Below are 23,943 nucleotides of genomic sequence, written 5' to 3' on the forward strand. Positions count from 1 at the left end.
CCGCGCCGGCCCAAGAGGTTGGATCAGCCGAAGCCCTTCCGGCCTTGCGGCCGAACGACTCCGCTACGGCCGCTGCCAGGCGCGGACGTAGTCGACCCAGGTGATCGCCGATTGGGTCGTCGCAGCGGGCGGTTTGCCGGCGTAGACGAAATGGTCGAGCAGGATCGAGGTTTCGATCTGGCTGACGTTGGCGGTGGTGCGCACCAGTTGGCCGTCGATGTAGAAGCGCGTCGCATCGGGGGCGATGTCGGCGCCGTAGACGTGATAGCCGGCGCTCGGGTCGAAGCTGGTGGTGTGGATGTAGCTGTCCAACTGCTCGATGCCGTTCTTGATCACGTACTGGTTCAAGTACAGCCGGCTTTTGTTGTCGGAGTAGTACTCGAACACATCGGTCTCGTTCCACTGCTGCGCGCCCGGTGCCTGGAAAGTCCAGAACGCGGGCCAGAAGCCGGCCGCCGCCGGTAGTTTCATGCGCGCTTCGATGAAGCCGTAACGGAAGTTGTAGCGTTTGTGCGAGGACAGCAGGCACGAGGTCCAGTCGTAGCTGCGGCCCGAAGGCGAGCGCACGCTCTCGCGCTTGGCGAGCATCGACAGCACGCCGTTGCTCACCGAGCAGTTCTTGCCCTGGTTCCATTCCAATTGCTGATTGCCGGGGTTGCCGTGGCCGTGGTCGGCTTCGGCGGAAGAGTCGTCGGCCCAACGATTCCAATCGACGACGCTGCCGTCGAATTCGTCGCCGAAGCGATACACCCAGTTCGTGCCGGCGCCGAGCGGACGCGTCGCGGTGGGGTCGGTGACCGGCGCCGCGGTTACGCTGAAACTGCGTTGCGGCGCCAGATCGGTCCAGCGCCCGTTGGCGTAGTAGGAAACCCAGTAACGATATTGGCCGGCCGGGAAGCGGCCGCTGCCGGTGAGCTCGCGCACGCTCGTGCCGACCGTATAGCCGCTCTGGTGGCCGAGGTCGTAGTTGCGGTCGGCGGCGTCGCGCACCGCGAACACGATCTGTTCGTAGGTAACCGGGGCCGGGTTGGCCAGGCGCGCGCCGAACAGGACGTTGGTAGTGGTGTCGGGTGCCTGCAGGTCGCGGCCGAGCGCGCGCAGCGGCGTCGCGCCGATGGTTTCGTAGTCGATCGTGCCGGGCGGGGTTGCCTGCGCGAGGCCGATGCAGGCGATCAGTTCCAGGGCCATCGCGAGCGCGAGCAGGCTGCGTCGCGCACTGGCGCGACGGCGTTGCGAGAACGGTGCGGTCATGCCTATCCCCGATGCACGCCACGATGGCGCCAGGGCAGTCTAGGCAGCGGCTTCAGGACGGCTTGTGTCGCCGGTCACCGCGTACATTCTTGCGCAAAGCCTTCACGCGGCTTTCGCGAGGCGCGGACACCGCGGCGGGGCGATGAGGGATGCGGGCCTTGCGGCCGCAGCTCGATCAGCGCTTGTGGCTCTTATCGTGCGCGTCGCCCGAGGTCAGCGTCCAGCCGGCGATCTCGCCGGTGATCGTTTCCAGCGAGCGCTCGAAGGCGTCGACCACGTCGGGCACCGCGGTGGTCGCGGCCGGTTGAGCCTGCAGGAAGGTGTGCGAGGCGACGACCTTCTGGTCGGGGTTGTGCATCAGCTTGGCGTTGATCTCGATGGTCGCCGACGGCACCGCTGCGCCCTGGCCGTAGTCGGACTCGAAGCGACGCATGTCGAGCACCAGCTTGTAGTCGCCGCCGATGCCGCTGCCCTGGCGCGCGACCGCGGCGATCTTGCCGGAGTCCTCGAGCGTACGCAGCAGGGCGTCCTCGATCATGCTGCTCGGCAGCTTGGCCCAGGCTGCGCCCTTGTAGACCTCGATCTCGTTGCCGGTCGGGCGCACGGCGATGCGCAGGCTATCGATCATGCGCGCGGCGTTGGGCGCGCTCAACGACAGCTGCCAGTTCGCGTTCGGCCACGACGGATCGGCCTGCACGCGCGGATCGGGCGCGTACTGGGTGGTCGGCTTCTTCGGCTTTTCGCCAAGGATCGACGAGCAACCGGCCAAGGCCAATACGGCCGCACCGGCGAAGAGCCAACCGAAGCGACGTACGAAAGCGGAGCTGCCGGAGGATGCATCGAATCGGGGAGTCTGAGTCATGATCGTCTTCGCAACATGGTTCGAACGTTCGCCGGCTTGGTCTGCCGACCGCTGTATCGATGGCCTCGCCATACGCCTCATTCGGGCTCGAATTCCTTGGTCGCATCGCGGCCCAGCAGGTAGCGGGTCGGGTTGTTGTCGAGGCGGTCGCTGATCCGGCGCAGGTCGCGCACCAGCGAGCGCAGTTCGCTCAGGGTCGGGCCGAGCTGGGCCAGGCCGTCGTTGGCGAAGCTGCTGATCGCGGCGCGGTTGTCGGTGAGGATGCCGTTGGCGCCGGTCGCGGCCGAATCGAGCTTGGTCAGGGTGCTGTCGAGCTTGGCGATCAGGCCCGGCAGCTTGTCGACCAGCTCGCGGTCGACGCTCTCGACCGCGCGATTGGTGGTGTTGAGGGTCACGGCGAGCTGCTCGCTGGACTTGCGCGCATTGGTGATCAGCGCACGCAGGTCTTCGCGCTGGCCGGCGATGGAACCGGTCAAGGATTCGATGTTGGCCAGCGTGTTCGACACGTGCTTGACGTTCTCGTCGCTGAGCACCTGGTCCATGCGCGCGACCAGGCGGTTGGCGGTGTCGGCGATGTTCTGCAGCGCCGAGGCCTCGGTCTGGATCACCGGGATGTCGCTGCTGCGCTCGGCGTCGGCCAGCGCCGGGCTGTTCGGGCTGCCGCCGGTGAGCTGGATGATCGGGCTGCCGGTGATGCCGGTCATCGACAGCTTGGCGCGGGTGTCGGTCTTGATCGGCGCGTCGGCCTGCAGGCGCAGCTTGGCGATGACCCGGCGCGGGTCGTCCGGCGCCAGGCTCAGCTGTTGCACGGTACCGACCGAGATGCCGTTGTACTGCACGGTGCTGCCTTCCGACAGGCCGGTGACCGGCTCGTTGAAGATCACCGCGTACTCGCGCCAGCTCTTCTCCGAGGAGTACTTGGCCGCCCACAGGGCGAACAACAGCAGGAACAGCGTCACGACGATCGTGAACGCACCGATGAGGACGTAATTGGCCTTGGTTTCCATCAGGCACCTTTGAACGACGGGGCGTTGCCGTGTTTCATGGCCGGCATCATGCCAGCATGGGATAGGTAAACGCGGTGAAATGAATGAGGTTGAGGCCGAAGTGGGCGAGTACGGCGCCAAACAGGCCGCCCTTGCGATAGGCCCAACCGTAGGCCAGGCCGGCCAGGCTCGCCAGCAGCACCCAACGCCAGCCGCCGCCGGCGTGGACCAGGCCGAAGGCCAATGCCGACAGCATCGTGGCGTAGGTCGCGCCGTGCCGCAGCTCGCGCCAGCGCCGCTGCAAGGCCTCTTGCAGATAGCCGCGGAACATCGCTTCTTCTGCCAGCGCGACCAGCAGCAGATTGTTGAGCGCCCACACGGCGCCGAACGCCGGCCACTTCGGTGCCCAGGCGATCGCGCCCAGGGCCAGCGCCAGGCCGAGGCACAGCAGTGCGGCCAGCGCCGCGCCGATCAGGCCGGCCGACAGCGAGGCCGCGAGCGGTTGCTCGCCTTCGCCGAAGCGTTTCAGCAACGGCCAACACAGCAGCAACCAGAACCCGGCCAGGGGCTTGTCGAAATTGAAGTACAACGACATCGGCGCCGCGTCGGGCGTCAGACGCAGATCGGTCAGCAGCTGCGGGTTGTGGAAGCCCGGCATCAGGTGCAGGCCCAGGGCGAAGGCGACCAGCACGAACAGCACATGCCCGGTAATGCGCCAGGCCTTGCTGCGGGCCGGCAGCGCCAGCCAGGCGGCGAGGCCGAGCAGGGCGAAGGACACCAAGGCGATGGGATCGAGCAACCCGCGCAGCAGCGCGCCGGCCACGACCGCGCCGAGCAGGAGCAGGCTCGCCGCGCGCGCCTTCGGCCACCACAGCAAGGCCGCGGCCGCGCACAGCAGTCCCCACAGCGACACGCTCCACAGCGCGTCGGCCGGCAGTCCCCAGGCGGTCATGGCGGCGGCGCATCCGCGAGGTTCTGGTCGCGCGCGACCTGCGCGGCGCGCGCGCGGGGGCCATGGAAATATTCCTGCACCCAGGGGTGCTCGAGCTTTTCGACTTCGGCGATCGGCGCGCAGGCGATGACTTTCTTGTCGGCGAGCACGGCGATGCGGTCGCAGATCGCGTACAGGGTGTCTAGGTCGTGGGTGATCAGGAACACGGTCAGGCCGAGCGCCTGTTGCAGGGTGCGGATCAGGCGGTCGAACGCGGCCGCGCCGATCGGGTCGAGGCCGGCGGTGGGCTCGTCGAGAAACAGCAACGGCGGATCCAGCGCCAGCGCGCGCGCCAGGCCGGCGCGCTTGCGCATGCCGCCCGACAGCTGCGAGGGCAGCTTGTTGATCGCATCGGCCGGCAGGCCGGCCAGCTTGACCTTGAGCAGCGACAGTTCGTAGCGCAGCGAATCGGGCAGGTCGCTGTGGTACTCCTTCAGCGGCACCTGCACGTTTTCGCCGACGGTCAGCGACGAGAACAGGGCGCCGTCCTGGAACAGCACGCCGGTGTTGCGCTCGATCTCGCGGCGCAGGCGCGGGTCGGGATTGCGCGCATCGATGCCCAGCACTTCGATCTCGCCGGCATCGGGCTTACGCAGGCCCAGGATCGACCGCATCATCACCGACTTGCCGGTGCCCGAGCCGCCGACCACGCCGATGATCTCGCCGCGCCGCACGTCCAGGTCAAGGCCGTCGTGAACGACCTGTTCGCCGAAGCGATTGACCAGCCCGCGGATACGGATGATGGGGGCGTCGGCTTCGCCGCCGCCTTCGGGAATTGGGAATTGGGAATCGGGAATCGTCACAGCGGTTTCCTTGCTACGTGCGCGAACGCAGGCGAGGCACGCCTTTCCACGATTCCCGATTCTCGATTCCCTATTCCCGGCCGCATCACCAGCCCATCTCCATGAACCAGATCGCGAAGAAGGCGTCGAGCACGATCACCAGCGAGATCGCCTGGACCACGCTCGAAGTCGTGCGTTCGCCGACCGACTGCGCGGTGCCCTCGACCTGCAGGCCTTCCAGGCAGCCGATCAGGCTGATCAGCAGGGCGAAAATCGGCGCCTTCGACAGGCCCACCAGGAAATGCCGCAGTTGCATGGTGTCGTGCATGCGCGCCAGGTATTGCTGCGGCGGAATGTCCAGGCCGTAGGCGCCGACGGTGAGGCCGCCGAGCAGGCCGGCGACCATGGCGATGAAGGTCAGCAGCGGCAGCATCACCAGCAGGGCGAGCACGCGCGGGATCACCAGCAGGTCGATCGGGTCCATGCCGAGGGTGCGGATGGCGTCGACTTCTTCGCGGCTGACCATCGCGCCGATCTGGGCGGTGAAGGCGCTGGCGGTGCGGCCGGCGAGCACGATCGCGGTCAGCAGCACGCCGAACTCGCGCAGGAAGGCGATGCTGACCAGCTCGACCACGAAGATGGTCGCGCCGAAGTCCTTAAGGATGGTCGAACCGAGGAAGGCCACGACCGCGCCGACCAGATAGCACAGCAGCGCGATCAGCGGCACCGCGTCGAGGCCGACCTGCTCCATGTGGTGGACGGTGGCGGTCGGGCGGAAGCGGCCCGGCTCCTTGAACAAACGCAGCATCTTGACCAGGGTTTCGCCGAAAAAGGCGACCAGGGCCAGGACTTCCTTCCAATTATCGGTGACCGCGAAGCCCAGGCGCGCGAGCGCGGCCTGGAAGCCGTACTCGCGCTTCTTCTTCGGCCGCTCGTCGGCGACGTCCTCGATCGCGCTGACCAGGGCGCGGTGACTGTCGTGGAAGGTGAAGGCGGTATCGAAATCGAGCTCGTGCCGGCGCGCATAGCGCATCAGCTGCAGCACGCCGACCGAGTCGAGCCGGTCGACGCCGCTGGCGTCGATCTGGGTGGCGCCTTCCGGGGCGCTCTTGAGGGCTTCGGAGATCTGGATCGCGTGCTCGAGCGTCCAGCAACCGGAAAGGCGTAGCCGCGAGGGCGCTTGGCCATCGGCGGTAATTTCCGGCGCGTGCGTGGTCGATACGGTCATAGAGCCTCGGGCGGAGAATACAGGCTAGGGACGGCCAGGTGAGTGTCACGTGCAACGCCGGCTGACCGAAGCCCGAGCCCGGTCGCGCGGCCCGTCTGCCCAGCGGCGCGCGCTCATGCGATGCTTCGCCGTTATGTCGACCCCGCACCCGCTCAGCGCCACCAGCTATGCCGCCCGCATCGCCTTCGTCGTCGAGCTGGCCGAGCGGCTGCACAGTTACGGCACCACCGCCCAGCGCCTGGAAGGGGCGGTGACGGCGGTCGCGCAAAAGCTGCGTCTGGAATGTGAGCCGTGGTCCAACCCGACCGGCCTGATCCTGACCTTCAGCGATCCCAACCGGCCGCTCGGCGACAGCGACACCACGCGGGTGATCCGCCTGCCGCCCGGCGAGAACGATCTGTACCGGCTCAGCGAAACCGACCGCATCGCCGAAGAGGTCATGGCCGGCCGTCTCGACCTCGCCGCCGGCCATGCCGCGCTCGAACAATTGGACCGGCCGCGCAGCAAGCGCTGGCGCGCCATGCAGGTGGTCGCGTATGGCTTGGCCGCCGGCGCGGTCGCGAGCTTGTTGCGGCTGCCGTGGCTGGACATCGGCGTGGCCGCGGTCAACGGCCTGATGATCGGCCTGCTGGTCGACATCTCCGGCTCGCGTCCGCGCTTCAAGGAAGCGCTGGAAGCGATCGCGGCGATGTTCGCGGCCAGCATGACCGTGCTGGTCGCCAGCTTCATCGCGCCCTTGAACCAGAACACGGTGATCATCGCCTCGCTGATCGTGTTGCTGCCCGGGTTGGCCCTGACCAATGCGGTCAACGAGTTGACCAGCCAGCATCTGGTCTCGGGCACGGCGCGCTTCGCCGGCGCCCTGACCACGGTGGTGAAACTCGCGGTCGGCACGGTGATCGCGCTGTACTTGACCGACCTGATCGGGCTGCAGCCGCAGATCCGCGCCTCGCGTCCACAGGAGGCCTGGGTCGAATGGTGCGGCATTGCGGTCGCGGCCTACGCGTTCGCGGTGCTGTTCCGCGCCCATCGCAGCGATTATCCCAAGGTCATGGCGGCCGCCGCCGGCGGTTATCTGATTTCGCGTTTCGTCGGCCTGGCCTGGGGCAGCCCGGCCGGGATATTCCTCGCCGCGCTGACCCTGACCGCGGTCGGCAATGCCTACGCCCGCTGGGGTAATCGGCCCGGGGCGATCATTCGCGTACCCGGCATCATCATGCTGGTCCCCGGCAGCGTCAGCCTGCGCGGCCTGCTGTCGATGATCCAGCAGCAGGACGTAAATGTCGGCCAGGATGCGGTATTGGCCGTGCTCAATATCCTGCTGGCGCTGATCGCCGGCCTGATATTCGGCAATCTGTTGCTGCCGGCGCGGCGGAATCTCTAAGCCCGGCCCGGAAGGCCAATCCGTGCAGGCCGTAATGGCCGGTTCGGGGCTGCGGCGCGGGCCCGGACGGCACGGCGATTCGCTTGCGGCGGCCGGTTTTCCGAGGCGGCGAGCCAAATCTCCGCCGATCCTCCGCTCGCCCTAAGATTTTCCCGCCCACAAAAAAGCCGGCGCAGGGCCGGCCTCTTCGCTGCGTATCGCCGATTACTTGATGAGGAAATCGTCGATTTTGCGACCCGCGGCGACGTACGCGGCCAGCCAGCGCGGCTGCTTGCCGCGGCCGGTCCAGGTTTCCGCGGTATTGCCGGGGTTGCGGTACTTCGGTGCGACTTTACCGAGCGGCTTGCGGGCCTTGCGGTCTGCGGCCGCGGGCTTGGCGGCTTTCGTGGCCTTGGTGGCGCGGCTGGCGGGAGCGGCGCTGCCGAACAATTCTTCGAGGGTGTATCCCTCGGTCTTGAGCACCTGCGCGACCTTCTTTCGCACCGCAGCAATGGGCTTGCGCTTATTGAGGGTGGTCTTGCGCTTCTTGGCCTGGCTGATCAGTGACTCGAGTTCTTTCGCGGACAACGTGGAGAGATCGATCGACATGGAGCCTCCGGGGAGTGGGTTCGGATTTTGGCCAGTCCCTGGCGCGCGGCGGAATAGTAAAGGCACATTCACTCCGCGTAAATGTGCCGAAGGTCCGTGCAGATATTCGCGTTCTTATAGGGGGCGAATCCATCGGGTTCGCCGTCGACGCGTGGATTAATGTAATCGGGTATTGGCCGCTGCGCTAACTGCACGAAGGTAGTAGGCGGGAGCAGCCTCGCCGTGGCCCCGTCCCGTCGTGCCGTCGGGTGCGGGGCGCGGTTTGCCATGTAATTGCCATAAACCGCGCGCACCGTACGGGCGGGCCGTATTCGGGTCGCTGCGCACCGTACGGGCGGGCCGTATTCGGGTCGCTGCGGATAATCGATCGACGCCGGTCGCGCCGGCGGCGGACGATCCCCGACTTACCTCCCCGACTTACCTTCCTTGGGGCGGGAGGTAAGCGGGAAAGTAATCGCCGGGCTTATCCGGCGATCCGCGCCAACACTGCGGCGCGGTCGAGATTCTCGGCTTCGCTGGCGCGGCGGTGGCGGTATTCGAAACTGCCCGCGGCCAGGCCGCGCTCGGACACCACCACGCGGTGCGGGACGCCGATCAATTCCATGTCGGCGAACATCGCGCCGGGACGCAGGCCGCGATCGTCGAGCGCGGCGTCGACGCCGGCCGCCAGCAGTTCGCGATACAGGGCCTGAGCCGCTTCGGTCACCGCGGCGTCGTTCTTGGGATTGATCATGCACACCACCGCCTGCCAGGGCGCCATCGCCTCGGGCCAGGCGATGCCGGCGTCGTCGTGGTTCTGCTCGATCGCCGCGGCGACGATGCGCGACACGCCGATGCCGTAGCAGCCCATCGCCGGCGTGGCGGCCTTGCCGGTTTCGTCGAGCACGGTCAGCTTCATCGCTTCGGCGTACTTGCGGCCGAGCTGGAACACGTGGCCGACTTCGATGCCGCGGGCGATGCCGAGCGTGCCCTGGCCATCGGGCGAGGGGTCGCCGGCGACGGCGTTGCGGATGTCGGCGACCTCGTCGGGCTCGGCCAGGTCGCGGCCCCAGTTGACGCCGGCCAGGTGGTAGCCGTTTTCGTTGGCGCCGACCACGAAGTCGTGCATCGCCGCGACGCTGCGGTCGGCGATCACGCGGATGGTCTTTACCGGCTTGAGCGGGCCCAGGAAGCCCGGCTGCGCGCCGAGGTGTTCGAGGATCTCGGCTTCGGTGGCGAGGCGGTACTCGGCCAGGCCGGCGAGCTTGGACAGCTTGATCTCGTTGACCACGTGGTCGCCGCGCACCAGCGCCAGCACGAACTGCGGCTTGCCTTCGCCATCGGCGCCGACGATCGCGACCGACTTGACCGTGCGCGCCAGGGCGATGCCCAGCAGCGCGGCGACGTCTTCGCAGGTCTTCTGGGTCGGCGTGTCGACCTTGCGCAGGTCTTCGGCGGCCGCGGCGCGCGCATGCGGCGCCACCGCTTCGGCGAGTTCGACGTTGGCGGCGTAGTCCGAGCCGTCCGAGAAGGCGATCGCGTCCTCGCCGGAATCGGCCAGCACGTGGAACTCGTGCGAGGCGCTGCCGCCGATCGCGCCGGTGTCGGCGAACACGGCGCGGAACTTCAGGCCCAGGCGGGTGAAGATGCGGCTGTAGGTGTCGTACATGTTGCGGTATTCGCGATCCAGGTCCTGGTCGCTCAGATGGAACGAGTAGGCGTCCTTCATCAGGAACTCGCGCGCGCGCATCACCCCGAAGCGCGGGCGGATCTCGTCGCGGAATTTGGTCTGGATCTGGAAGAAATTGACCGGTAACTGCTTGTAGCTGGCCAGTTCGTTGCGGGCGAAATCGGTGATGACTTCCTCGTGGGTCGGGCCGTAGCAGTACCAGGCTTCCTTGCGGTCCTGGATTTTCAGCAACTGGCCGCCGAATTTCTCCCAGCGCCCGGTCTCTTCCCACAGCTCCTTCGGCTGCACCGACGGCATCAGCACTTCGATCGCGCCGGCGGCGTTCATCTCCTCGCGCACCGCGCGCTCGACCTTGCGCAGCACGCGCAGGCCCAGCGGCGACCAGGTGTAGAGGCCGGCGGCGAGCTTGCGGATCATGCCGGCTTTGAGCATCAGCTTGTGGCTGACGATTTCGGCTTCGGCGGGCGTTTCCTTGCTGGTGTGGAGATGGAATTGCGACAGACGCATCGGCTGGGGTTCGCGTACGTGGAAAGCGAACAGTTTGCCATGCCGAGGCGGTGGCTCCGTCCGCCGGGGTGGGTCGGGCCGGTCCCCGGAGCGGCGGGGGCCGGTCCGGGGCGGGAGAGGCGGCCTGGTCGGGCCGCCGGGAGCATCAGGCCGCCGGGATCAGGCGTCGCCCTGCTTGGCGGTCGACGGGCGCGTCGAGGCCGGTGCCACGGCCGGAGCCGCCGGCTGCATGCAATAGGCCTTGACCGCCGATTCGGCGAGCTGGACCTGGGCCGCGCGCTGCTGCGCGTCGAGGATGTTGTCGGGCTTGCCGTCCTTGTTGGCGTCGACGCCGACCGAGGCCGAGCTCTGCAACTGCTTGAGGTTGCCGCGCGCGGTCGTGCACTGGGCGTTCTCGGCCGGGCTGTCCTCGGTGGCCGACTGGGCCGAGGTGGCGGTGCCGGATTTGTTCTTGATCACGCGGTTCTTGACCCCGCCCTGGTTCGGCGGCGGCGAATCGGAGTAGTGGGTGACGCCGTTGGCGTCCTTCCACTGGTACAGCTCGGTGGCGGCCGCCGGCGCGGCCAGCAGGGCGACCAGGACGGCGCTGGCGGCGAGCGCCGGAAAGGCGCGAAATAGCGAGTGGCGGGACGGGCAGGGCATAGCGAAGCTCCGAGGCAGACAAACGGAACGGACGGCGTAAAGCCGGTCGAGCGGGGGAAGCGACGATTGCAGCATCCTGCCGAGGCACAGGCAAGCGCTACACTTCCCAGTTATGGAACCCCATCACACGCCCCGCCCGCGCGGACGCGGCATTTACCTGCTGCCGAACCTGTTCACCACCGGCGGCCTGTTCGCCGGCTTCTACGCGATCATCGCCGCCACCCAGGGCCGCTTCGACGAGGCCTGCATGGCGATCTTCATCGCCGCCATCCTCGACGGCGTCGACGGCCGGGTCGCGCGCCTGACCAACACCCAGAGCGAATTCGGCGTCCAGTACGACTCGCTGGCCGACCTGATCAGCTTCGGCCTGGCGCCGGCCCTGGTGATGTATCACTGGGCGCTGGAGTCGACCAAGCTCGACGGCGTGATCCCCGGCAAGATCGGCTGGATCGGCGCCTTCCTGTATGCCGCCTGCGCGGCGCTGCGCCTGGCCCGCTTCAATTCCCAGGTCGGACAGGTCGACAAGCGCTGGTTCATCGGCCTGGCCAGCCCGGCCGCGGCCGGACTGGTGGCGAGCTTCGTCTGGACCTGCCACAGCTTCGACCTGGTCGGCGAGCAACTGCGCTACGCCGCACTGGCGCTGACCGTGGTGGCCGGACTGCTGATGGTCAGCCGCATGCGCTACTTCAGTTTCAAGGGCAGCGGCCCGCGCAACGACCGGGTGCCGTTCCTGGCGATTCTGATCGTGGTGGTGGTGGTGATCGCGATCGCGATCGACCCGCCGCGCGTGCTGCTGGCGATCTTCGCCCCGTACGCGCTGTCCGGCCCGGTCTATGCCGCGTATCGGCGTCTGCGCCGCATGCCGCCGGCCGAGGCTGGCCCGCCATGAGCGCGCTGTGGAGCGCCGAGCAGCGCGAATGGCTGCAGGCGATGGGCCATTCGGTGATGAAGCTGGCTTCGGACAAGGTCGAGGAGGTGCCGGTCGTCGAACGCGAGGCATCTGCGCCGGTGGCGCAGGTTGCTTCGACGGAAGCGGTTGCGAGCGCGCCGCGCTCCGAGCCGGCGCGCCCGGTCGCTCCCGCGCGAGCGTCCGGTGCCGACAGCGCCTTGCTGCGTGCGGTGCTGCGCGCCGCCCGCCGCGGCGCCGACGATCCGGCGGTGCTGGCATTGTTCGATGCGCAGGCTCTGCGCGGCGATGCCGCCGCCAAGCGCGCGCTGTGGCCGCAGTTGCGCGCCCTGCGGCGCGGGAGCGCGGCGAGGTGAGCGCGCAGGCGTCCGAGTTCGATCCGGGCACGGCGCCGGCCGCGCTGCGGCCGATGCGCGAGGACGACCTCGAAGTCGTCCATGCCATCGAGATCCGCGCCTACGAGTTCCCCTGGACCCCGGGCATCTTCCGCGACTGCCTGCGCGCCGACTATCCGGCCTGGGTGTTGTCCGAGGGCGAACGCATCATCGGTTACTTCCTGATGAGCGTGGCCGCCGGCGAAGCGCACGTGCTCAACGTCTGCGTGGCGCCGGAAGCGCACGGCCACGGTTATGGCCGCAAGCTGTTGCGCGCGTTGGTCCATATCGCCCGCGGCCGCGGCGCCGAACGCGTGTTCCTGGAAGTGCGGCCGTCCAATACCGGCGCGATCGCGCTGTACCACAACGAAGGCTTCAACGAGATCGGCCGCCGCCCGCGCTATTACCCGGCGCGCGGCGGACGCGAGGATGCCCTGGTCATGGCGATCGAGCTGTTTGCCGAGGAATGACCGGTTTGTCGGCGCGCGGTCAGGGCGCCTGCTTCAAGGTTGCCAGGATCGCCGGCTTCAGTGCCTTGATCGCAGCGTCTTCGCTCTGATCCGCCTGCACATACAGACCGCTCAGAAACGCCGTCAGATCGTGGCGACGCCCGAGCCAGCCGGCGTAGTCGGTGCGGTCGAGCTTGCCGACCTTCGCCGATAAAGCGGCGAACCACGCCTGCCAGTCCTCGGCCGACAGCAGGCCGCGTTGGGCCGTGAACAACAGCGGCCGGGCCAGGCGCTCGGGTTCGCCGAACACATAGGCATGACCGTTGCCCGGCACCGCCTGGGAGGCGATCGCGGCCAGGATGCGATCGTATTGCGCGCGTTCGAGGGCGGGATTCAGGCTCAACTGCATCAGCCAGTCGGCGCCGTGGGCGACGCCGTGCCGCCAACCTTGGCCTTCGCTATAGCCGCGGTAGTCGCGCACCGCTTCGACGTAGGCCGCCGCGCGCTCGACCATCGCCACTCTTTCCTGCGGTGTCATCCACGATTTGATCCGGTCGGCGCGCGCGACTTCCGACAGCACCAGGGCCGCGAACGGCTTGCCGAACCCTTGCGGGTCTTTGCTATCGAGCGATGCGTACAGCGAGTCGCGCATTGCTCGCAGTGCGTTTGCGTCGAAATCGCCGGCGCGCATCCACTGGCTCAGGGCTTCGAAGGCGATGCCATCGCGCAGCTCGGGATCGGAGGCGGACAGACAGCCGATCAGGCCGGTCGCCAGCGCTTGTTTTTCCGCCGGGTCGGGCAGGGCGAATTGGCGCGCTTTCAGTGCCTGCAGGGACGCTGCGGTGTGCCCGGCAGGTGGGCAATTCTGGGCGAACGCCGGGGTCGCCAGCAGGCAGACGCCTAACAGCAGGACAAGACGCATGGCTTTCGCTTCCCCAAGGCCAGGAGTTCCAGCCTAGGTTGCCGGCTTACGGCGCCGCAAGGGCTGGAGTTGCGGGTTGGTGCGCTGTGCGCGGCGGCGAGGAAGAGGGTGTTGGGGCGATCGGTAGGAGCCGGCAGGGCAGAGCACGAGCGGAGCACGAGCAAATCCCCCTGCCCGCCTTTTCCGAAGGGGGGAAGCTTGGGAGATTCGTGGCGATGTTCGGCGACATGCGAAGCGGGTATCTCGCTCTCGGATGTAGGCTCCTGCCCGCTGCCCGCTGCCCGCTGCCCGAATCCCGAATCCCTAATCCCTAATCCCTAATCCCTAATCCCTAATCCCTAATCCCTAATCCCTAATCCCGAATCCCGAATCCCGAATCCCGAATCCCGCATGTGCACTCCCCCCTTTGGAAAAGGGGGGCAGGGGGGATTTGCTTCTGCCTTTCGCTCCAACCTCGTCGCAAAGAAAAAGCCGTGGCAAGCCACGGCTTTTCTCGAACGAGCGGCGCCGGACCCGCTCAGCCCAGCTTGGTGCGCTGCGCGGTCAGGCCTTCCAACTGCACGTTCCAGTCGACCAGGCGCTTGCGCTCCTGCTCGACCACGGCGGCGGGGGCGTTCTGCACGAAGGTCTCGCTGGCGAGCTTGCCCTGGCATTTGCCGATTTCGCCGGCGACGCGCTTGATCTCCTTGTCCAGGCGCGTGCGTTCGGCGCCCAGATCGACCAGGCCTTCGAGCGGAACCAGCAAGGTCAATTCGCCGACCACCGCCGACGCCGCGGGCGGCGCGTCGTTGGCGTCGGCAATGAACTGGATGCTGTCGAGGCGATTGAGGAAGCGCAACTGCGAGTCGAAGCGCGCGGCCCGATCGCGGTCGGCGGCATCGCCCTTGGCCAGCAGCAGGCCGACGTTCTTCTGCGGCGAGACGTTGAGCTCGCTACGCACTTTGCGCAGGGCCGAGACCATGGCCTTCAGCCACTCCACGTCGGCTTCGGCCTGGGCGTAGTCGGCGCCGAGGTCGCTGGCCTGCGGATACGGGCGCAGCATGATCGTGGTTTCGGCGATGCCGAGCTTGGGCGCGACCTGCTGCCAGAGCTCTTCGGTGACGAAGGGGATCAGCGGGTGCAGCAGCGACAGCAGTCGCTCCAACACGTACAGCAAGGTGTGGCGGGTGCTGTCGGCGGCGGCCGCGTCGTCGCCCTGCAGCGCCGGCTTGGCCAGTTCGACGAACCAGTCGCAGAACGCGTTCCAGGCGAACTCGTACAAGGTCTGGGCGAGCAGGTCGAAACGGTAAGCGGCGAAATGGGTCTCGGCTTCGGCCGCGGCCTTGGCTAACTGCGCCAGGATCCAGCGCTCGGCGTCGGTCTTGGGCTGCGGCGCGCCCGAGAAGCTCGCGTCTTCGGTGTTCATCAACACGAAGCGGGTCGCGTTCCACAGCTTGTTGCAGAAGTTCTTGTAGCCCTCGGCGCGGCCCAGGTCGAACTTAATGTCGCGGCCGTGGGTGGCCAGCGCCGAGATGGTGAAGCGCAGCGCGTCGGCGCCGAAGCTCGGGATGCCGTCGGGGAATTCCTTGCGCGTGGCTTTCTCGATGCGCGCGGCGTCCTTGGGGTTCATCAGGCCGGTGGTGCGCTTGGCGACCAGGTCTTCGAGTTCGATGCCGTCGACCAGGTCGATCGGGTCGAGCACGTTGCCCTTCGACTTGGACATCTTCTGGCCGTCTTTGTCGCGCACCAGGCCGGTGATGTAGACGTCCTTGAACGGAATCTGCCCGGTGAAGTGGTCGGTCAGCATGATCATGCGGGCGACCCAGAAGAAGATGATGTCGAAACCGGTGACCAGCACGGACGAGGGCACGAAACGCTCGAACCCGCGCTCGCCCATGGCCGCCGCATTCGGCCAGCCCATGGTGCTGAACGGCCACAGGCCGGAAGAGAACCAGGTTTCCAGCACGTCGTTGTCCTGGGTCAGGACGATGTCGGCGCCGATCCCGCCGCGCGCGCGCGCATCGGCTTCGTCGCGGCCGACGTAGATCTTGCCGTCGGCGTCGTACCAGGCCGGGATGCGGTGGCCCCACCAGAGCTGGCGGCTGATGCACCAGTCCTGGATGTTCTGCATCCAGTGGCGATAGGTGTTGATCCAGTTCGCCGGGACGAAACGGATATCGCCCTGCTCGACCAACTGCAGGCCGCGTGAGGCCAGGTCGTCCATCTTCACGAACCACTGGTCGGTCAGATACGGCTCGATCACCTGGTTGGTGCGGTCGCCGCGCGGCACTTGCAGCTTGTGCGGCTTGGTCTCGACGAGCAGGCCTTCGGCTTCCAGGTCGGCGAGCACGACCTTGCGCGCTTCGTAGCGGTCCAGGCCGACGTACTTCGCCGGGGCGTTGTCGTTGACCGCCGCGTCGGGGGTGAAGATGTTGATCATCGGCAGGCCGTGGCGCTGGCCGACCGCGTAGTCGTTGAAGTCGTGCGCGGGCGTGACCTTGACCACGCCGGTGCCGAACTCGCGATCGACGTAGGCGTCGGCGATCACCGGGATCACCCGGCCGCTCAGCGGCAGGGTCACGGTCTTGCCGATCAGGTGGGCGTAGCGCTCATCCTCGGGATGGACCATGACCGCGGTGTCGCCGAGCATGGTTTCCGGGCGTGTGGTCGCGACCACTAACGTCGCGCTGCCATCGCTGAGCGGATAGGAGATCGACCACAGGAAGCCGTCTTCTTCTTCGTTGACGACTTCCAGGTCGGAGATCGCGGTCTTCAGCACCGGGTCCCAGTTGACCAGGCGCTGGCCGCGGTAGATCAGGTTTTGCTCGTGCATGCGCACGAAGGCCTCGACCACCGCTTCGGAGGCGATCGGGTCCATGGTGAACATCGAGCGCGACCAGTCGCCGGAGGTGCCGAGGCGGCGCATCTGCCGTTCGATGGTGTCGCCCGACTGGCCCTTCCACTCCCAGACCTTCTCGATGAAACCGTCGCGGCCGAGGCCGTCGCGGGTCAGGCCTTCGCGACCGAGGTTGCGCGCCACCACCATTTCGGTGGCGATGCCGGCGTGGTCGGTGCCCATCTGCCACAAGGTGTCGTAGCCGCGCATGCGGTGATAACGGATCAGCGCATCCTGCAGGGTGTGCTGGAACGCATGGCCCATGTGCAGGGTGCCGGTGACGTTCGGCGGCGGCAACAAGATGGAGTAGGGCTCGCCCTCGCCGCGCGGCTTGAATACGCCGCTGCTCTCCCACTGCTCGTAGAGGCGGGCTTCGAACTGCTTGGGGTCGTAGCTGGAGGCGAGGGACATAAGAACCGGGATTCGTTATTCGGGATTTGGGATTGGTTGAAGCAACAGCCGAAGAGCAAAAACTTACAGATCACAGGGCCGGTCGGAACTGGGCGGATCCGCTTCGCGAATCCCAACTCCCGAATCCCCAATCCCGGCCTTCCTCACATATCGTGCTTGTTGAGCGTCAGCCCGCGGGCCTGGTATTGCTTCCAGCGCTCGCGCAGCGGGCCGCGCGCGGAGTCGTCGGCGGGGACCACTTCCAGGACGCGGTCGAAGCCGTCCTGCACCGGGGCGTCGCGCAGGTTGATCACCAGCGGCCGCAATGGCGCGTCGGCCTCGGGCGCGGCGATCAGCACGTCGGCTTCTTCCTCGTCGAGGTCGGCGCCGGCGATCTGGTGCGGGATGTAGGCATCCTCGCCCATGTCCCACAGCATGTCGTCCAGCGCTTCGGCCTGTTCGGCGTTGCGCGCCAGGATCAGCGTGGGCAAGCCGGCGTCGTGGGCCTTGCGCGCCAGTTCGCAGACCAACCGCAGCGGTTGTTCCTTGAAGCGCGGCGTTTGGATCAGATAGAAATCAGCGCGGGCCATGGGCGGGTATCAACCGGTATATGCGGCCGAGCCGCCGAAAACGAAATAGCCCAACAGGGCGCCGCCGATGTTCAGGGCGAACCAGCCGAGCAGGAGCAGGAAGAACCCGACGACCGCCTTGAGCTTGCGTCCCGCCGGCCGGGTCCGGGCCAGGTAGACCGGCACGAACAGCATCGCCAGCACGACGATGCCGATGTTCATCCACGGCGAGCGGCGATGGCCAAACTCCTGCTGGTCGCCATGCAGCCACATGAAGATCCAGAACATGCCCAGCGCCACGAACAGCCAATCCACCAGGGTGAAACCGGCCTGCGCAAGCGGCGACATCGAGTAGATGCCGCTGGCCAGGCCGGTAATCGCCGCGAGGATCAGCGCATTGCGCTTCATCGTCAGGCGGTGCGCTCGAGCAACCACTGCGAGAGCAGGCCGACCGGACGGCCGGTGGCCAGGCCACGCTTGCCTTCTTCGTTGGAGACGCCGGCGATGTCGAGGTGCGCCCAGCGCTGGCCTTCGGTGAAGCGCGACAGGAAGCAGCCGGCGGTGATGGCGCCGGCCCAGCGGCCGCCGATGTTGTAGACGTCGGCGAAGGTCGATTCGAGCTGGGTCTGGTACTCGTCCCACAGCGGCAGGCGCCAGGCGCGGTCGAAGACCTGCTCGCCGGCGCTGGTCAGTTCGGCGGCGAGGTCGTCGTCCTTGCTCATCAGGCCGGTGGCGAACTTGCCCAGCGCGACCACGCAGGCGCCGGTCAGGGTCGCCACGTCGAGCAGGGCCTGCGGTTCAAAGCGCTGCGCATAGGTCAGCGCATCGCACAGGATCAGGCGGCCCTCGGCGTCGGTGTTGCCGACCTCGATGGTCTTGCCGGACATGCTGGTGAGCACGTCGGAGGGACGGTAGGCGTCGGCGTCGGGCATGTTCTCGACCGCCGGCACGATCACCACCAGGTTGATCGGCAACTGCATGCCGACCGCCGAGACGAAGCTGCCCAGCACCGAGGCGGCGCCGCACATGTCGAACTTCATCTCCTCGATGCCGCCCTGGACCTTGAGGTTGATGCCGCCGGTGTCGAAGGTGATGCCCTTGCCGACCAGCACATAGGGCTTGGCGTCGCCGCCGTTGTCGTACTTGAGCACGATCAGCTTGGGCGGATTGGCCGAGCCGCGCGCCACGGCGAGCAGCGAGCCCATGCCGAGCGCCTGCATCTGCTCGCGGTCCAGCACTTCGCACGAGGTGTTGTCGAAGCGGCCGGCGAATTCCTGCGCCTGCTCGGCCAGGTAGGCCGGGTTGCAGATGTTCGGCGGCAGGTTGCCGAGCTCGCGAGCGAAGGCGACGCCGGCGGCGATCGCCTGGCCCTGGGCCAGGGCGGTGGCGTCGTCGCCGCGGATCGACAGCTTGCGCAGGCCGGGCTCGTCTTTCTTCTTGCCGAGCGTGGCGGTGTAGCGGTAGCAGGCGTGATCGGCGGCGATGGCGGCCTGGCGGATCGCCCAGGCGGCGTCGCGGCCGGTCACGGGTTCTTCGCTGAGGGTCAGCAGCGCATGCTCGACCGGGCCGGCCTTGAGCGCGCGTGCGGCGTCGCCGACCGCCTTGAGGTACTGGGCGACGCCGAACTTGCCGGCCTCGCCGAGGCCGATCACGAGCACGCGCGGCGCGGTCACGCCGGGCAGGTCGTGGAGCAGGGAGGTCTTGCCGGTCTTGCCGCTGATGTCGCCGCGTTCGAGCAAAGCCGTCAGGCGCCCGCCGCTGACTTCATCCAGCGTTCGCGCGGCTGCCGTCAGGGTCTTGTCGGCGAAGGCGCCTACCACGACGCAATCAGTTTGAGCGGCCGCGAGCGCGTCGCGGTTCAGGTCGAATTCGAGGGTCATCCAACAGATTCCCAGCAGCTAAGAAGAGTTTGTCCGTACAATCGAACGGCTTTGCGGGGCGTCGGTCCCGGGCTCGATGCCCGTGCCGCCATCCTGGGTCCTCGACCTCGCGCCTCCGGCTATCCCGGAGCGCCAGCAGACAGGTCGGCCGTCGAACGAACCCCCGAGTTTAAAGCAAGCCTGCCCGATGCCGAAGCCCGATGCTCAAGCTTGACCGTTACCTGACTGGCGAATTCGCCCAGGCCGTCTTCGCGACCCTGGTGGTGTTGCTGATCGTGAGCGTCGGCGGCGCCTTCACCGACGTGCTCGAGGACATCGCCAAGGGCAAGGTCCCGGCCGGGCTGATGCTGCTCCAGCTCGGCCTGGTGCTGATCAAGTGGCTGCCGCTCATCCTGCCGCTGGCGTTGATGCTGGGGCTGATGCTGGGCATCGGCCGGCTCTATCGCGATTCGGAAATGCCGGTGATCGCCTCGATCGGCGTCGGTCCGCGCCGGCTGCTCAAGCCCTTGCTGATGGTGGTCGGGCCGATCGTGGCCGTGGTCGCCGCCTGCTCGCTGTGGCTGGGCCCCTGGGCCGACCGCGCCTCGCGCGAGATGATCAACGAGGCCAGCCGCAGCCTGATCGTGGCCGGCCTGGAGCCGGGCGCCTTCACCGGCCTGCCCAACGACAACGGGGTGATCTATGTCGGCGCGATGTCCAACGACGGCACCCGTTTCGAACGCATCTTCATCTACCGCAACAAGCCCGACCGTCAGGACGTCACCACCTCCAAGGCCGGCCACCTGACGGTGCGCCCGAACGGCGACCGTTACCTGACCCTGGAGGACGGTTTCGAGGTCGAGGGCCCGAAGGACGGCAGCCTGAATTACCGGCTGATGCGCTACGCCAGCAACGACGTGCTGCTGCCGGCCAGCGAGGACCGTTACGACCCGTCCCTGCCCGAGATGATGTCGACTACGCAGTTGCTCGGCGATCCGCGCCGCGAGGCCGCGGCCCAGCTGCATTACCGGATCGCACCGCCGCTGCTGGCCCTGGCTTTCGCCCTGCTGGCGGTGCCGCTGGCGCGCAGCACTCCGCGCCAGGCCCGTTACGGCAGCGTGTTGATGGGCTTTTTGGCCTACCTGATCGGCAACAACTTCATGATGATGGGCAAGGGCTGGATCGAGGACGGCAAGATCCCGACCTTCCTCGGCCTGTGGTGGCTGACTTTGCCGCTGTTGGCGGTCGCCGGCTGGCTGTATTTCCGTGATGGCCGCGTCGCGCGCAGGCGGGTGGCCCGATGAAGCCGTTCCCGAAGATCCACGATGTCTACGTCGGCAAGACCGTGCTCGGCACGGTGCTGCTGACCTGGGCGGTGCTGCTCGGCCTGGATTTCATGCTCAGCCTGGTCGGCGAGTTCGGCGACGTCGGCAAGGGCCGCTACGGCCTGATGCAGGCCCTGGCCTATATGGCCATGACCGTGCCGCGCCGCGCTTACGCGCTGTTCCCGTACGCGGCGGTGATCGGCGCCCTAATGGCGCTGGGCCAGCTCGCCTCGACCTCGGAGCTGACCGTGCTGCGCGCGGTCGGCCTGTCGCGGCGGCGCCTGAGCCTGGCCGTGGCCGGCGCGCTCGCGCTGCTGACCCTGCTGATGGTGGTCAACGGCGAGACCCTGGCGCCGGAAGGCCAGCGTCGCGCCGATGCGCTCAAGACCGCGGCCAAGTCCAACAACCAGGTGGTGGCTCAATATTCCGGGGTCTGGGCGCGCGAGGGCGATGTCATCCTCAGCGCCAGCCAGGGCCAGGAGCGCAGCGAGGGCCAGGACCGCTGGCTGGAATTGCGCGACGTCAGCCTGTACCAGTTCGGCCAGGACGGGCGCCTGGTGTCGCTGGCGCTGGCCAAGATCGCCGAACACCGCCCGGGCGGCTGGCTGTTGCGCGACGTCACCCGCACCACCTTCCTGGCCAAGTCGGCCGAGCAGGTCCATGTCGCCGAAGAGCGCTGGGAGTCCAAACTCGACAGCGCCGCGTTGATGAGCGGCAGCAACCGCCCGCGTTACCTCAGCGCCAAGGCCTTGCACAAGGCGATCGAAGACCGCGAGCGCAACCGCCTCGATGCGGCCGAATTCGAGGCCTATTACTGGGGCCGCTGGTTCTACCCGCTCAACGTGCTGACCTTGTGCCTGGCGGCGATTCCGTTCGCCTTCGGCAGCCTGCGCAGCGGCGGTATGGGCAAACGCTTGTTCATCGGCATCGTCTTCGCGCTGTTGTTCTGGCAGTTGCAGACCCAGTTCGTCGAACTGGCCAAGGTGTTCCGCTTCGACTTCCGCCTGGCCTATGCCGCGCCGACCGTGGTGATGCTGGCCGTCTCGGCCTATCTGTTCAAACGTCGGTCGGGGTGAACACAGTCCGCTCACGCGGCACTGCCGCGTGGACTGTGTGAACGCCCGGCGCGCTGCGCCGGGCCGGGGCCGCAACTACCAGTCCATGCGTTCTCGCAACGGAGCTTCGCCATTGGCTCGCGCTTTCGATGAACGCCCGGCGCGCTGCGCCGGGCCGGGGCACGTCGGGTCAGATCGCGATTACCCCAACGAAGCGGCGGGGGTACTGACTCCATGGCTGGAGCCCTTGCGTGAACTCGGCCGGCGCCGGCACCTCCAGTTACGCGGTCGCGGCTCGCGCCGCTCCTACCCCGCGATAGTTCGAGGCTTCGATCATCGACGCGGGCGGTGCTGCCTCTACATGTCCCTTGGTCGCGGCTTGCGCCGCTCCTACAGTGCTGACGATATCGGTACCCGCAGCTTCGCAGGACTCTGCGATTTAAAACCTGCCGAAAGCCTTTGGAAGCTTAGGTAACCACCGTTCTTATGTAACGCGGCGATCTTGGGTCGCGGCTCGCGCCGCTCCTACAGTGTTAGCCCGGCCCGCAATCGTGGCCGCACTGGACTCTGCAATCGCTCGCTCGCCACTCACTTCGGCCGCTTAGGCACCCGCAACATCCGCGTCCCACTGGCGCGGTCGTGCCAGGTCAGGCGCTCGCGATCGAACCAGGCCCACCAGAAGCCCAGGCCGAGCGCGGCCAGCGACAGGGTGCCGACCGCATAGCGGATCGACAGCGCCCGCCATGCCGGCGCAGCGCCATCGGCACCGATCACGCGCAGGCGCCACGGGCGCATGCCGAGGGTCTGCCCGCCGCGCCGCCAGCTCAGCATCGCGTAGCCGCCGGCGATCAGCCAGCAGACGAACCACAACGTCCATTGCAGCGCACTGAAAGGCGGAATGTTTTCGCGTTGCCCATGCCCGGACAAAGTGTAGGCGATGGTGAACGCCGCGCTTGCGACCAGCCACAGCGCCGCGACCGGCCAAAAATCGTAGAACAACGCGAACAGGCGCCAGCCGATCAGGGCGGCAGGCTTGGAGGGTGCGGGATCGGCGGCGGAGGTGTCGTTCGAGCTCATCGCATCAGGATATAGGCAGCCGGACCGCCTGCTAAGCTGCTGCGATGAGTGCCAGTACACCCGCCGAACGCCGCAGCCAGGCGATGGCCTTGCCGCCCTTGGGCGAAGCCGACGATGCGGCGATCAAGTCCTTCCTCGACACGATCTGGGCCGAGAACGGACTGGCCCAGCAGACCCTCGACAGCTACCGCCGCGACCTCGAAGGCCTGGCGCGCTGGCGCGACGGCAGCGGCATCGCCGATGCCGACCGCGCGGCCTTGTTCGATTATCTGGCCTGGCGCACCCGCGAAGGCTATTCGCCGCGCAGCAACGCCCGCCTGCTGTCGGCCTTGCGCGCGTTCTATGCCTTCCGCCTGCGCCGCAGCGAGCGCAGCGACGACCCGACTGCATTGCTGGCGCCGCCGAAGCTGCCGCGTTCCTTGCCCAAGGCTTTGGCCGAAAGCCAGATCGAAGCCTTGCTGGCGGCCCCGGTGGTGGACGAGCCACTCGGGCTGCGCGACCGCGCCATGCTCGAGTTGATGTACGCCTCCGGCCTGCGGGTGAGCGAGCTGGTCAATCTGCCGTCGACCGCGGTCAACCTGCGCCAGGGCGTGTTGCGGGTCACCGGCAAGGGCAGCAAGGAGCGGCTGGTGCCGCTGGGCGAAGAGGCCCAGCACTGGCTCGAACGCTATCTGGCGCAGTCGCGCCCGCAACTGGCCGGCAAACGCGCGCTGGCGCCGCTGTTCCTGGCGGCGAGCGGCGAGGCCCCGAGCCGGCAGGAGTTCTGGCACCTGGTCAAACGCTACGCCGCCGTCGCCGGCATCGACCCGGCCAAGATCAGCCCCCACGGCCTGCGCCACAGCTTCGCCACCCACCTGCTCAACCACGGCGCCGACCTGCGCGCCCTGCAGATGCTGCTGGGCCACAGCTCCCTGTCGACCACCCAGATCTACACCCTGGTGGCGCGCGAGCAGCTCAAACGCCTCCACGCGAAGCACCATCCGAGGGGGTGAAGAGCAGCGCTAGGCGGCACTGCCGCCTGCTGCTCTGAACGCCCGGCGCCCCTGCGCCGGGCCGGGCACGCCCTGGCAGATCTCGTGTACCCCATCGAAGCGGCCGGCGGCACTGCCGCCTGGGCTTGGCGAACGCCCGGCGCGCTGCGCCGGGCCGGGGCACGTCGTAGCAGATCGCGTGTACCTCGAGCAGCGCTAGGCGGCACTGCCGCCTGGGCTTGGCGAACGCCCGGCGCGCTGCGCCGGGCCGGGGCACGTC

The 23,943-nt window shown here is 67.7% G+C and carries 22 protein-coding genes; 7 read left to right on the top strand and 15 right to left on the bottom strand.

Translation table 11 applies throughout. The features are described 5' to 3' along the window. Positions 1-63: 63 nt before the first annotated feature. The 6 genes from ACTJJK_RS12870 to ACTJJK_RS12895 all read right to left on the bottom strand — a co-directional run bounded on the left by ACTJJK_RS12870 (position 64) and on the right by ACTJJK_RS12895 (position 6,100). A complete protein-coding gene (locus ACTJJK_RS12870; protein WP_031371529.1) occupies positions 64-1,251 on the bottom strand; it encodes a glycoside hydrolase family 16 protein in 1,188 nt (395 codons plus the stop codon). Positions 1,252-1,426: 175 nt separating this feature from the next. Continuing rightward, a complete protein-coding gene (locus ACTJJK_RS12875; protein WP_081930739.1) occupies positions 1,427-2,113 on the bottom strand; it encodes an ABC-type transport auxiliary lipoprotein family protein in 687 nt (228 codons plus the stop codon). A gap of 77 nt (positions 2,114-2,190) precedes the next feature. Continuing rightward, complete coding sequence (locus tag ACTJJK_RS12880) at positions 2,191-3,120, bottom strand: MlaD family protein (RefSeq protein WP_031371531.1); 930 nt, start codon at positions 3,118-3,120, stop codon at positions 2,191-2,193. A 46-nt stretch (positions 3,121-3,166) separates the two neighbouring features. Beyond that, complete coding sequence (locus tag ACTJJK_RS12885) at positions 3,167-4,051, bottom strand: lysostaphin resistance A-like protein (RefSeq protein WP_440730390.1); 885 nt, start codon at positions 4,049-4,051, stop codon at positions 3,167-3,169. Beyond that, the gene (locus tag ACTJJK_RS12890; RefSeq protein ID WP_440730391.1) at positions 4,048-4,893 is read right to left on the bottom strand and encodes an ABC transporter ATP-binding protein; all 846 of its coding nucleotides are present in this window, start codon (positions 4,891-4,893) and stop codon (positions 4,048-4,050) included. Before ACTJJK_RS12890 ends, ACTJJK_RS12885 begins: the two co-directional genes overlap by 4 nt. A gap of 85 nt (positions 4,894-4,978) precedes the next feature. Next, positions 4,979-6,100, bottom strand: a complete 1,122-nt coding sequence (locus ACTJJK_RS12895; protein WP_031371534.1) for an ABC transporter permease — start codon at positions 6,098-6,100, stop codon at positions 4,979-4,981. Between the two features lie 133 nt (positions 6,101-6,233). On the opposite strand from ACTJJK_RS12895, the gene ACTJJK_RS12900 reads away from it, so the two are divergent. Continuing rightward, positions 6,234-7,484, top strand: coding sequence for a threonine/serine ThrE exporter family protein (locus tag ACTJJK_RS12900; RefSeq protein ID WP_031371535.1), 1,251 nt, complete (start codon positions 6,234-6,236; stop codon positions 7,482-7,484). Between the two features lie 204 nt (positions 7,485-7,688). Here ACTJJK_RS12900 and ACTJJK_RS12905 read toward each other — a convergent pair whose 3' ends face one another. From ACTJJK_RS12905 to ACTJJK_RS12915, 3 genes are all read right to left on the bottom strand, one after another. Beyond that, a complete protein-coding gene (locus ACTJJK_RS12905) occupies positions 7,689-8,072 on the bottom strand; it encodes an H-NS histone family protein (RefSeq protein WP_031371536.1) in 384 nt (127 codons plus the stop codon). A 463-nt stretch (positions 8,073-8,535) separates the two neighbouring features. After that, on the bottom strand, positions 8,536-10,248 hold the full coding sequence (locus ACTJJK_RS12910) for a proline--tRNA ligase (RefSeq protein WP_031371537.1): 1,713 nt from the start codon (positions 10,246-10,248) through the stop codon (positions 8,536-8,538). Between the two features lie 159 nt (positions 10,249-10,407). Then, on the bottom strand, positions 10,408-10,890 hold the full coding sequence (locus ACTJJK_RS12915) for a DUF4124 domain-containing protein (RefSeq protein WP_081930741.1): 483 nt from the start codon (positions 10,888-10,890) through the stop codon (positions 10,408-10,410). Between the two features lie 112 nt (positions 10,891-11,002). On the opposite strand from ACTJJK_RS12915, the gene pssA reads away from it, so the two are divergent. From pssA to rimI, 3 genes are read left to right on the top strand one after another with little or no spacing between them, the layout of a single operon-like run. Beyond that, entirely contained in the window at positions 11,003-11,779 is a 777-nt protein-coding gene (pssA, locus tag ACTJJK_RS12920) for a CDP-diacylglycerol--serine O-phosphatidyltransferase (RefSeq protein ID WP_031371539.1), read from the top strand. Beyond that, positions 11,776-12,153, top strand: coding sequence for a hypothetical protein (locus tag ACTJJK_RS12925; RefSeq protein ID WP_440730392.1), 378 nt, complete (start codon positions 11,776-11,778; stop codon positions 12,151-12,153). The genes pssA and ACTJJK_RS12925 overlap by 4 nt, the downstream gene beginning before the upstream one ends. A gap of 53 nt (positions 12,154-12,206) precedes the next feature. Then, positions 12,207-12,641 (top strand): ribosomal protein S18-alanine N-acetyltransferase, encoded by a 435-nt coding sequence (gene rimI / locus ACTJJK_RS12930; RefSeq protein WP_051884772.1) that lies wholly within the window; start codon positions 12,207-12,209, stop codon positions 12,639-12,641. Between the two features lie 19 nt (positions 12,642-12,660). Here rimI and ACTJJK_RS12935 read toward each other — a convergent pair whose 3' ends face one another. The 5 genes from ACTJJK_RS12935 to ACTJJK_RS12955 all read right to left on the bottom strand — a co-directional run bounded on the left by ACTJJK_RS12935 (position 12,661) and on the right by ACTJJK_RS12955 (position 19,256). Further along, a complete protein-coding gene (locus ACTJJK_RS12935; RefSeq protein WP_440730393.1) occupies positions 12,661-13,542 on the bottom strand; it encodes a DUF2785 domain-containing protein in 882 nt (293 codons plus the stop codon). Positions 13,543-14,059: 517 nt separating this feature from the next. Then, positions 14,060-16,828, bottom strand: a complete 2,769-nt coding sequence (locus ACTJJK_RS12940; protein WP_440730394.1) for a valine--tRNA ligase — start codon at positions 16,826-16,828, stop codon at positions 14,060-14,062. Between the two features lie 143 nt (positions 16,829-16,971). Then, positions 16,972-17,397 (bottom strand): DNA polymerase III subunit chi, encoded by a 426-nt coding sequence (locus tag ACTJJK_RS12945; protein ID WP_440730395.1) that lies wholly within the window; start codon positions 17,395-17,397, stop codon positions 16,972-16,974. 9 nt (positions 17,398-17,406) lie between these two features. Further along, the gene (locus ACTJJK_RS12950) at positions 17,407-17,784 is read right to left on the bottom strand and encodes a hypothetical protein (RefSeq protein WP_440730396.1); all 378 of its coding nucleotides are present in this window, start codon (positions 17,782-17,784) and stop codon (positions 17,407-17,409) included. A 2-nt stretch (positions 17,785-17,786) separates the two neighbouring features. After that, the gene (locus ACTJJK_RS12955) at positions 17,787-19,256 is read right to left on the bottom strand and encodes a leucyl aminopeptidase (RefSeq protein WP_031371546.1); all 1,470 of its coding nucleotides are present in this window, start codon (positions 19,254-19,256) and stop codon (positions 17,787-17,789) included. 200 nt (positions 19,257-19,456) lie between these two features. Here ACTJJK_RS12955 and lptF point away from each other — a divergent pair, with 200 nt between their 5' ends. Both lptF and lptG read left to right on the top strand, forming a co-directional pair. After that, the gene (lptF, locus tag ACTJJK_RS12960; protein WP_440730397.1) at positions 19,457-20,539 is read left to right on the top strand and encodes an LPS export ABC transporter permease LptF; all 1,083 of its coding nucleotides are present in this window, start codon (positions 19,457-19,459) and stop codon (positions 20,537-20,539) included. After that, positions 20,536-21,636, top strand: coding sequence for an LPS export ABC transporter permease LptG (gene lptG, locus ACTJJK_RS12965; RefSeq protein ID WP_031371548.1), 1,101 nt, complete (start codon positions 20,536-20,538; stop codon positions 21,634-21,636). Before lptF ends, lptG begins: the two co-directional genes overlap by 4 nt. Before the next feature lie 567 nt (positions 21,637-22,203). On the opposite strand, the gene ACTJJK_RS12970 is transcribed toward lptG, so the two are convergent. Further along, positions 22,204-22,692, bottom strand: a complete 489-nt coding sequence (locus ACTJJK_RS12970; protein ID WP_440730398.1) for an RDD family protein — start codon at positions 22,690-22,692, stop codon at positions 22,204-22,206. Between the two features lie 44 nt (positions 22,693-22,736). Here ACTJJK_RS12970 and xerD point away from each other — a divergent pair, with 44 nt between their 5' ends. Further along, complete coding sequence (gene xerD / locus ACTJJK_RS12975; protein WP_440730399.1) at positions 22,737-23,684, top strand: site-specific tyrosine recombinase XerD; 948 nt, start codon at positions 22,737-22,739, stop codon at positions 23,682-23,684. Positions 23,685-23,943 lie beyond the last annotated feature (259 nt).

Origin of the sequence: Lysobacter sp. 22409, assembly GCF_052045105.1 — a bacterium.
Taxonomy (GTDB): domain Bacteria; phylum Pseudomonadota; class Gammaproteobacteria; order Xanthomonadales; family Xanthomonadaceae; genus Lysobacter; species Lysobacter antibioticus_B.

Coding starts and splice junctions, on each gene's coding strand:
- ACTJJK_RS12870 (WP_031371529.1), bottom strand. CDS start 1,251: ATGACCGCACCGTTCTCGCAACGCCGTCGCGCCAGTGCGCGACGCAGC.
- ACTJJK_RS12875 (WP_081930739.1), bottom strand. CDS start 2,113: ATGACTCAGACTCCCCGATTCGATGCATCCTCCGGCAGCTCCGCTTTC.
- ACTJJK_RS12880 (WP_031371531.1), bottom strand. CDS start 3,120: ATGGAAACCAAGGCCAATTACGTCCTCATCGGTGCGTTCACGATCGTC.
- ACTJJK_RS12885 (WP_440730390.1), bottom strand. CDS start 4,051: ATGACCGCCTGGGGACTGCCGGCCGACGCGCTGTGGAGCGTGTCGCTG.
- ACTJJK_RS12895 (WP_031371534.1), bottom strand. CDS start 6,100: ATGACCGTATCGACCACGCACGCGCCGGAAATTACCGCCGATGGCCAA.
- ACTJJK_RS12900 (WP_031371535.1), top strand. CDS start 6,234: ATGTCGACCCCGCACCCGCTCAGCGCCACCAGCTATGCCGCCCGCATC.
- ACTJJK_RS12905 (WP_031371536.1), bottom strand. CDS start 8,072: ATGTCGATCGATCTCTCCACGTTGTCCGCGAAAGAACTCGAGTCACTG.
- ACTJJK_RS12910 (WP_031371537.1), bottom strand. CDS start 10,248: ATGCGTCTGTCGCAATTCCATCTCCACACCAGCAAGGAAACGCCCGCC.
- ACTJJK_RS12915 (WP_081930741.1), bottom strand. CDS start 10,890: ATGCCCTGCCCGTCCCGCCACTCGCTATTTCGCGCCTTTCCGGCGCTC.
- pssA (WP_031371539.1), top strand. CDS start 11,003: ATGGAACCCCATCACACGCCCCGCCCGCGCGGACGCGGCATTTACCTG.
- ACTJJK_RS12925 (WP_440730392.1), top strand. CDS start 11,776: ATGAGCGCGCTGTGGAGCGCCGAGCAGCGCGAATGGCTGCAGGCGATG.
- rimI (WP_051884772.1), top strand. CDS start 12,207: ATGCGCGAGGACGACCTCGAAGTCGTCCATGCCATCGAGATCCGCGCC.
- ACTJJK_RS12935 (WP_440730393.1), bottom strand. CDS start 13,542: ATGCGTCTTGTCCTGCTGTTAGGCGTCTGCCTGCTGGCGACCCCGGCG.
- ACTJJK_RS12940 (WP_440730394.1), bottom strand. CDS start 16,828: ATGTCCCTCGCCTCCAGCTACGACCCCAAGCAGTTCGAAGCCCGCCTC.
- ACTJJK_RS12945 (WP_440730395.1), bottom strand. CDS start 17,397: ATGGCCCGCGCTGATTTCTATCTGATCCAAACGCCGCGCTTCAAGGAA.
- ACTJJK_RS12950 (WP_440730396.1), bottom strand. CDS start 17,784: ATGAAGCGCAATGCGCTGATCCTCGCGGCGATTACCGGCCTGGCCAGC.
- ACTJJK_RS12955 (WP_031371546.1), bottom strand. CDS start 19,256: ATGACCCTCGAATTCGACCTGAACCGCGACGCGCTCGCGGCCGCTCAA.
- lptF (WP_440730397.1), top strand. CDS start 19,457: ATGCTCAAGCTTGACCGTTACCTGACTGGCGAATTCGCCCAGGCCGTC.
- lptG (WP_031371548.1), top strand. CDS start 20,536: ATGAAGCCGTTCCCGAAGATCCACGATGTCTACGTCGGCAAGACCGTG.
- ACTJJK_RS12970 (WP_440730398.1), bottom strand. CDS start 22,692: ATGAGCTCGAACGACACCTCCGCCGCCGATCCCGCACCCTCCAAGCCT.
- xerD (WP_440730399.1), top strand. CDS start 22,737: ATGAGTGCCAGTACACCCGCCGAACGCCGCAGCCAGGCGATGGCCTTG.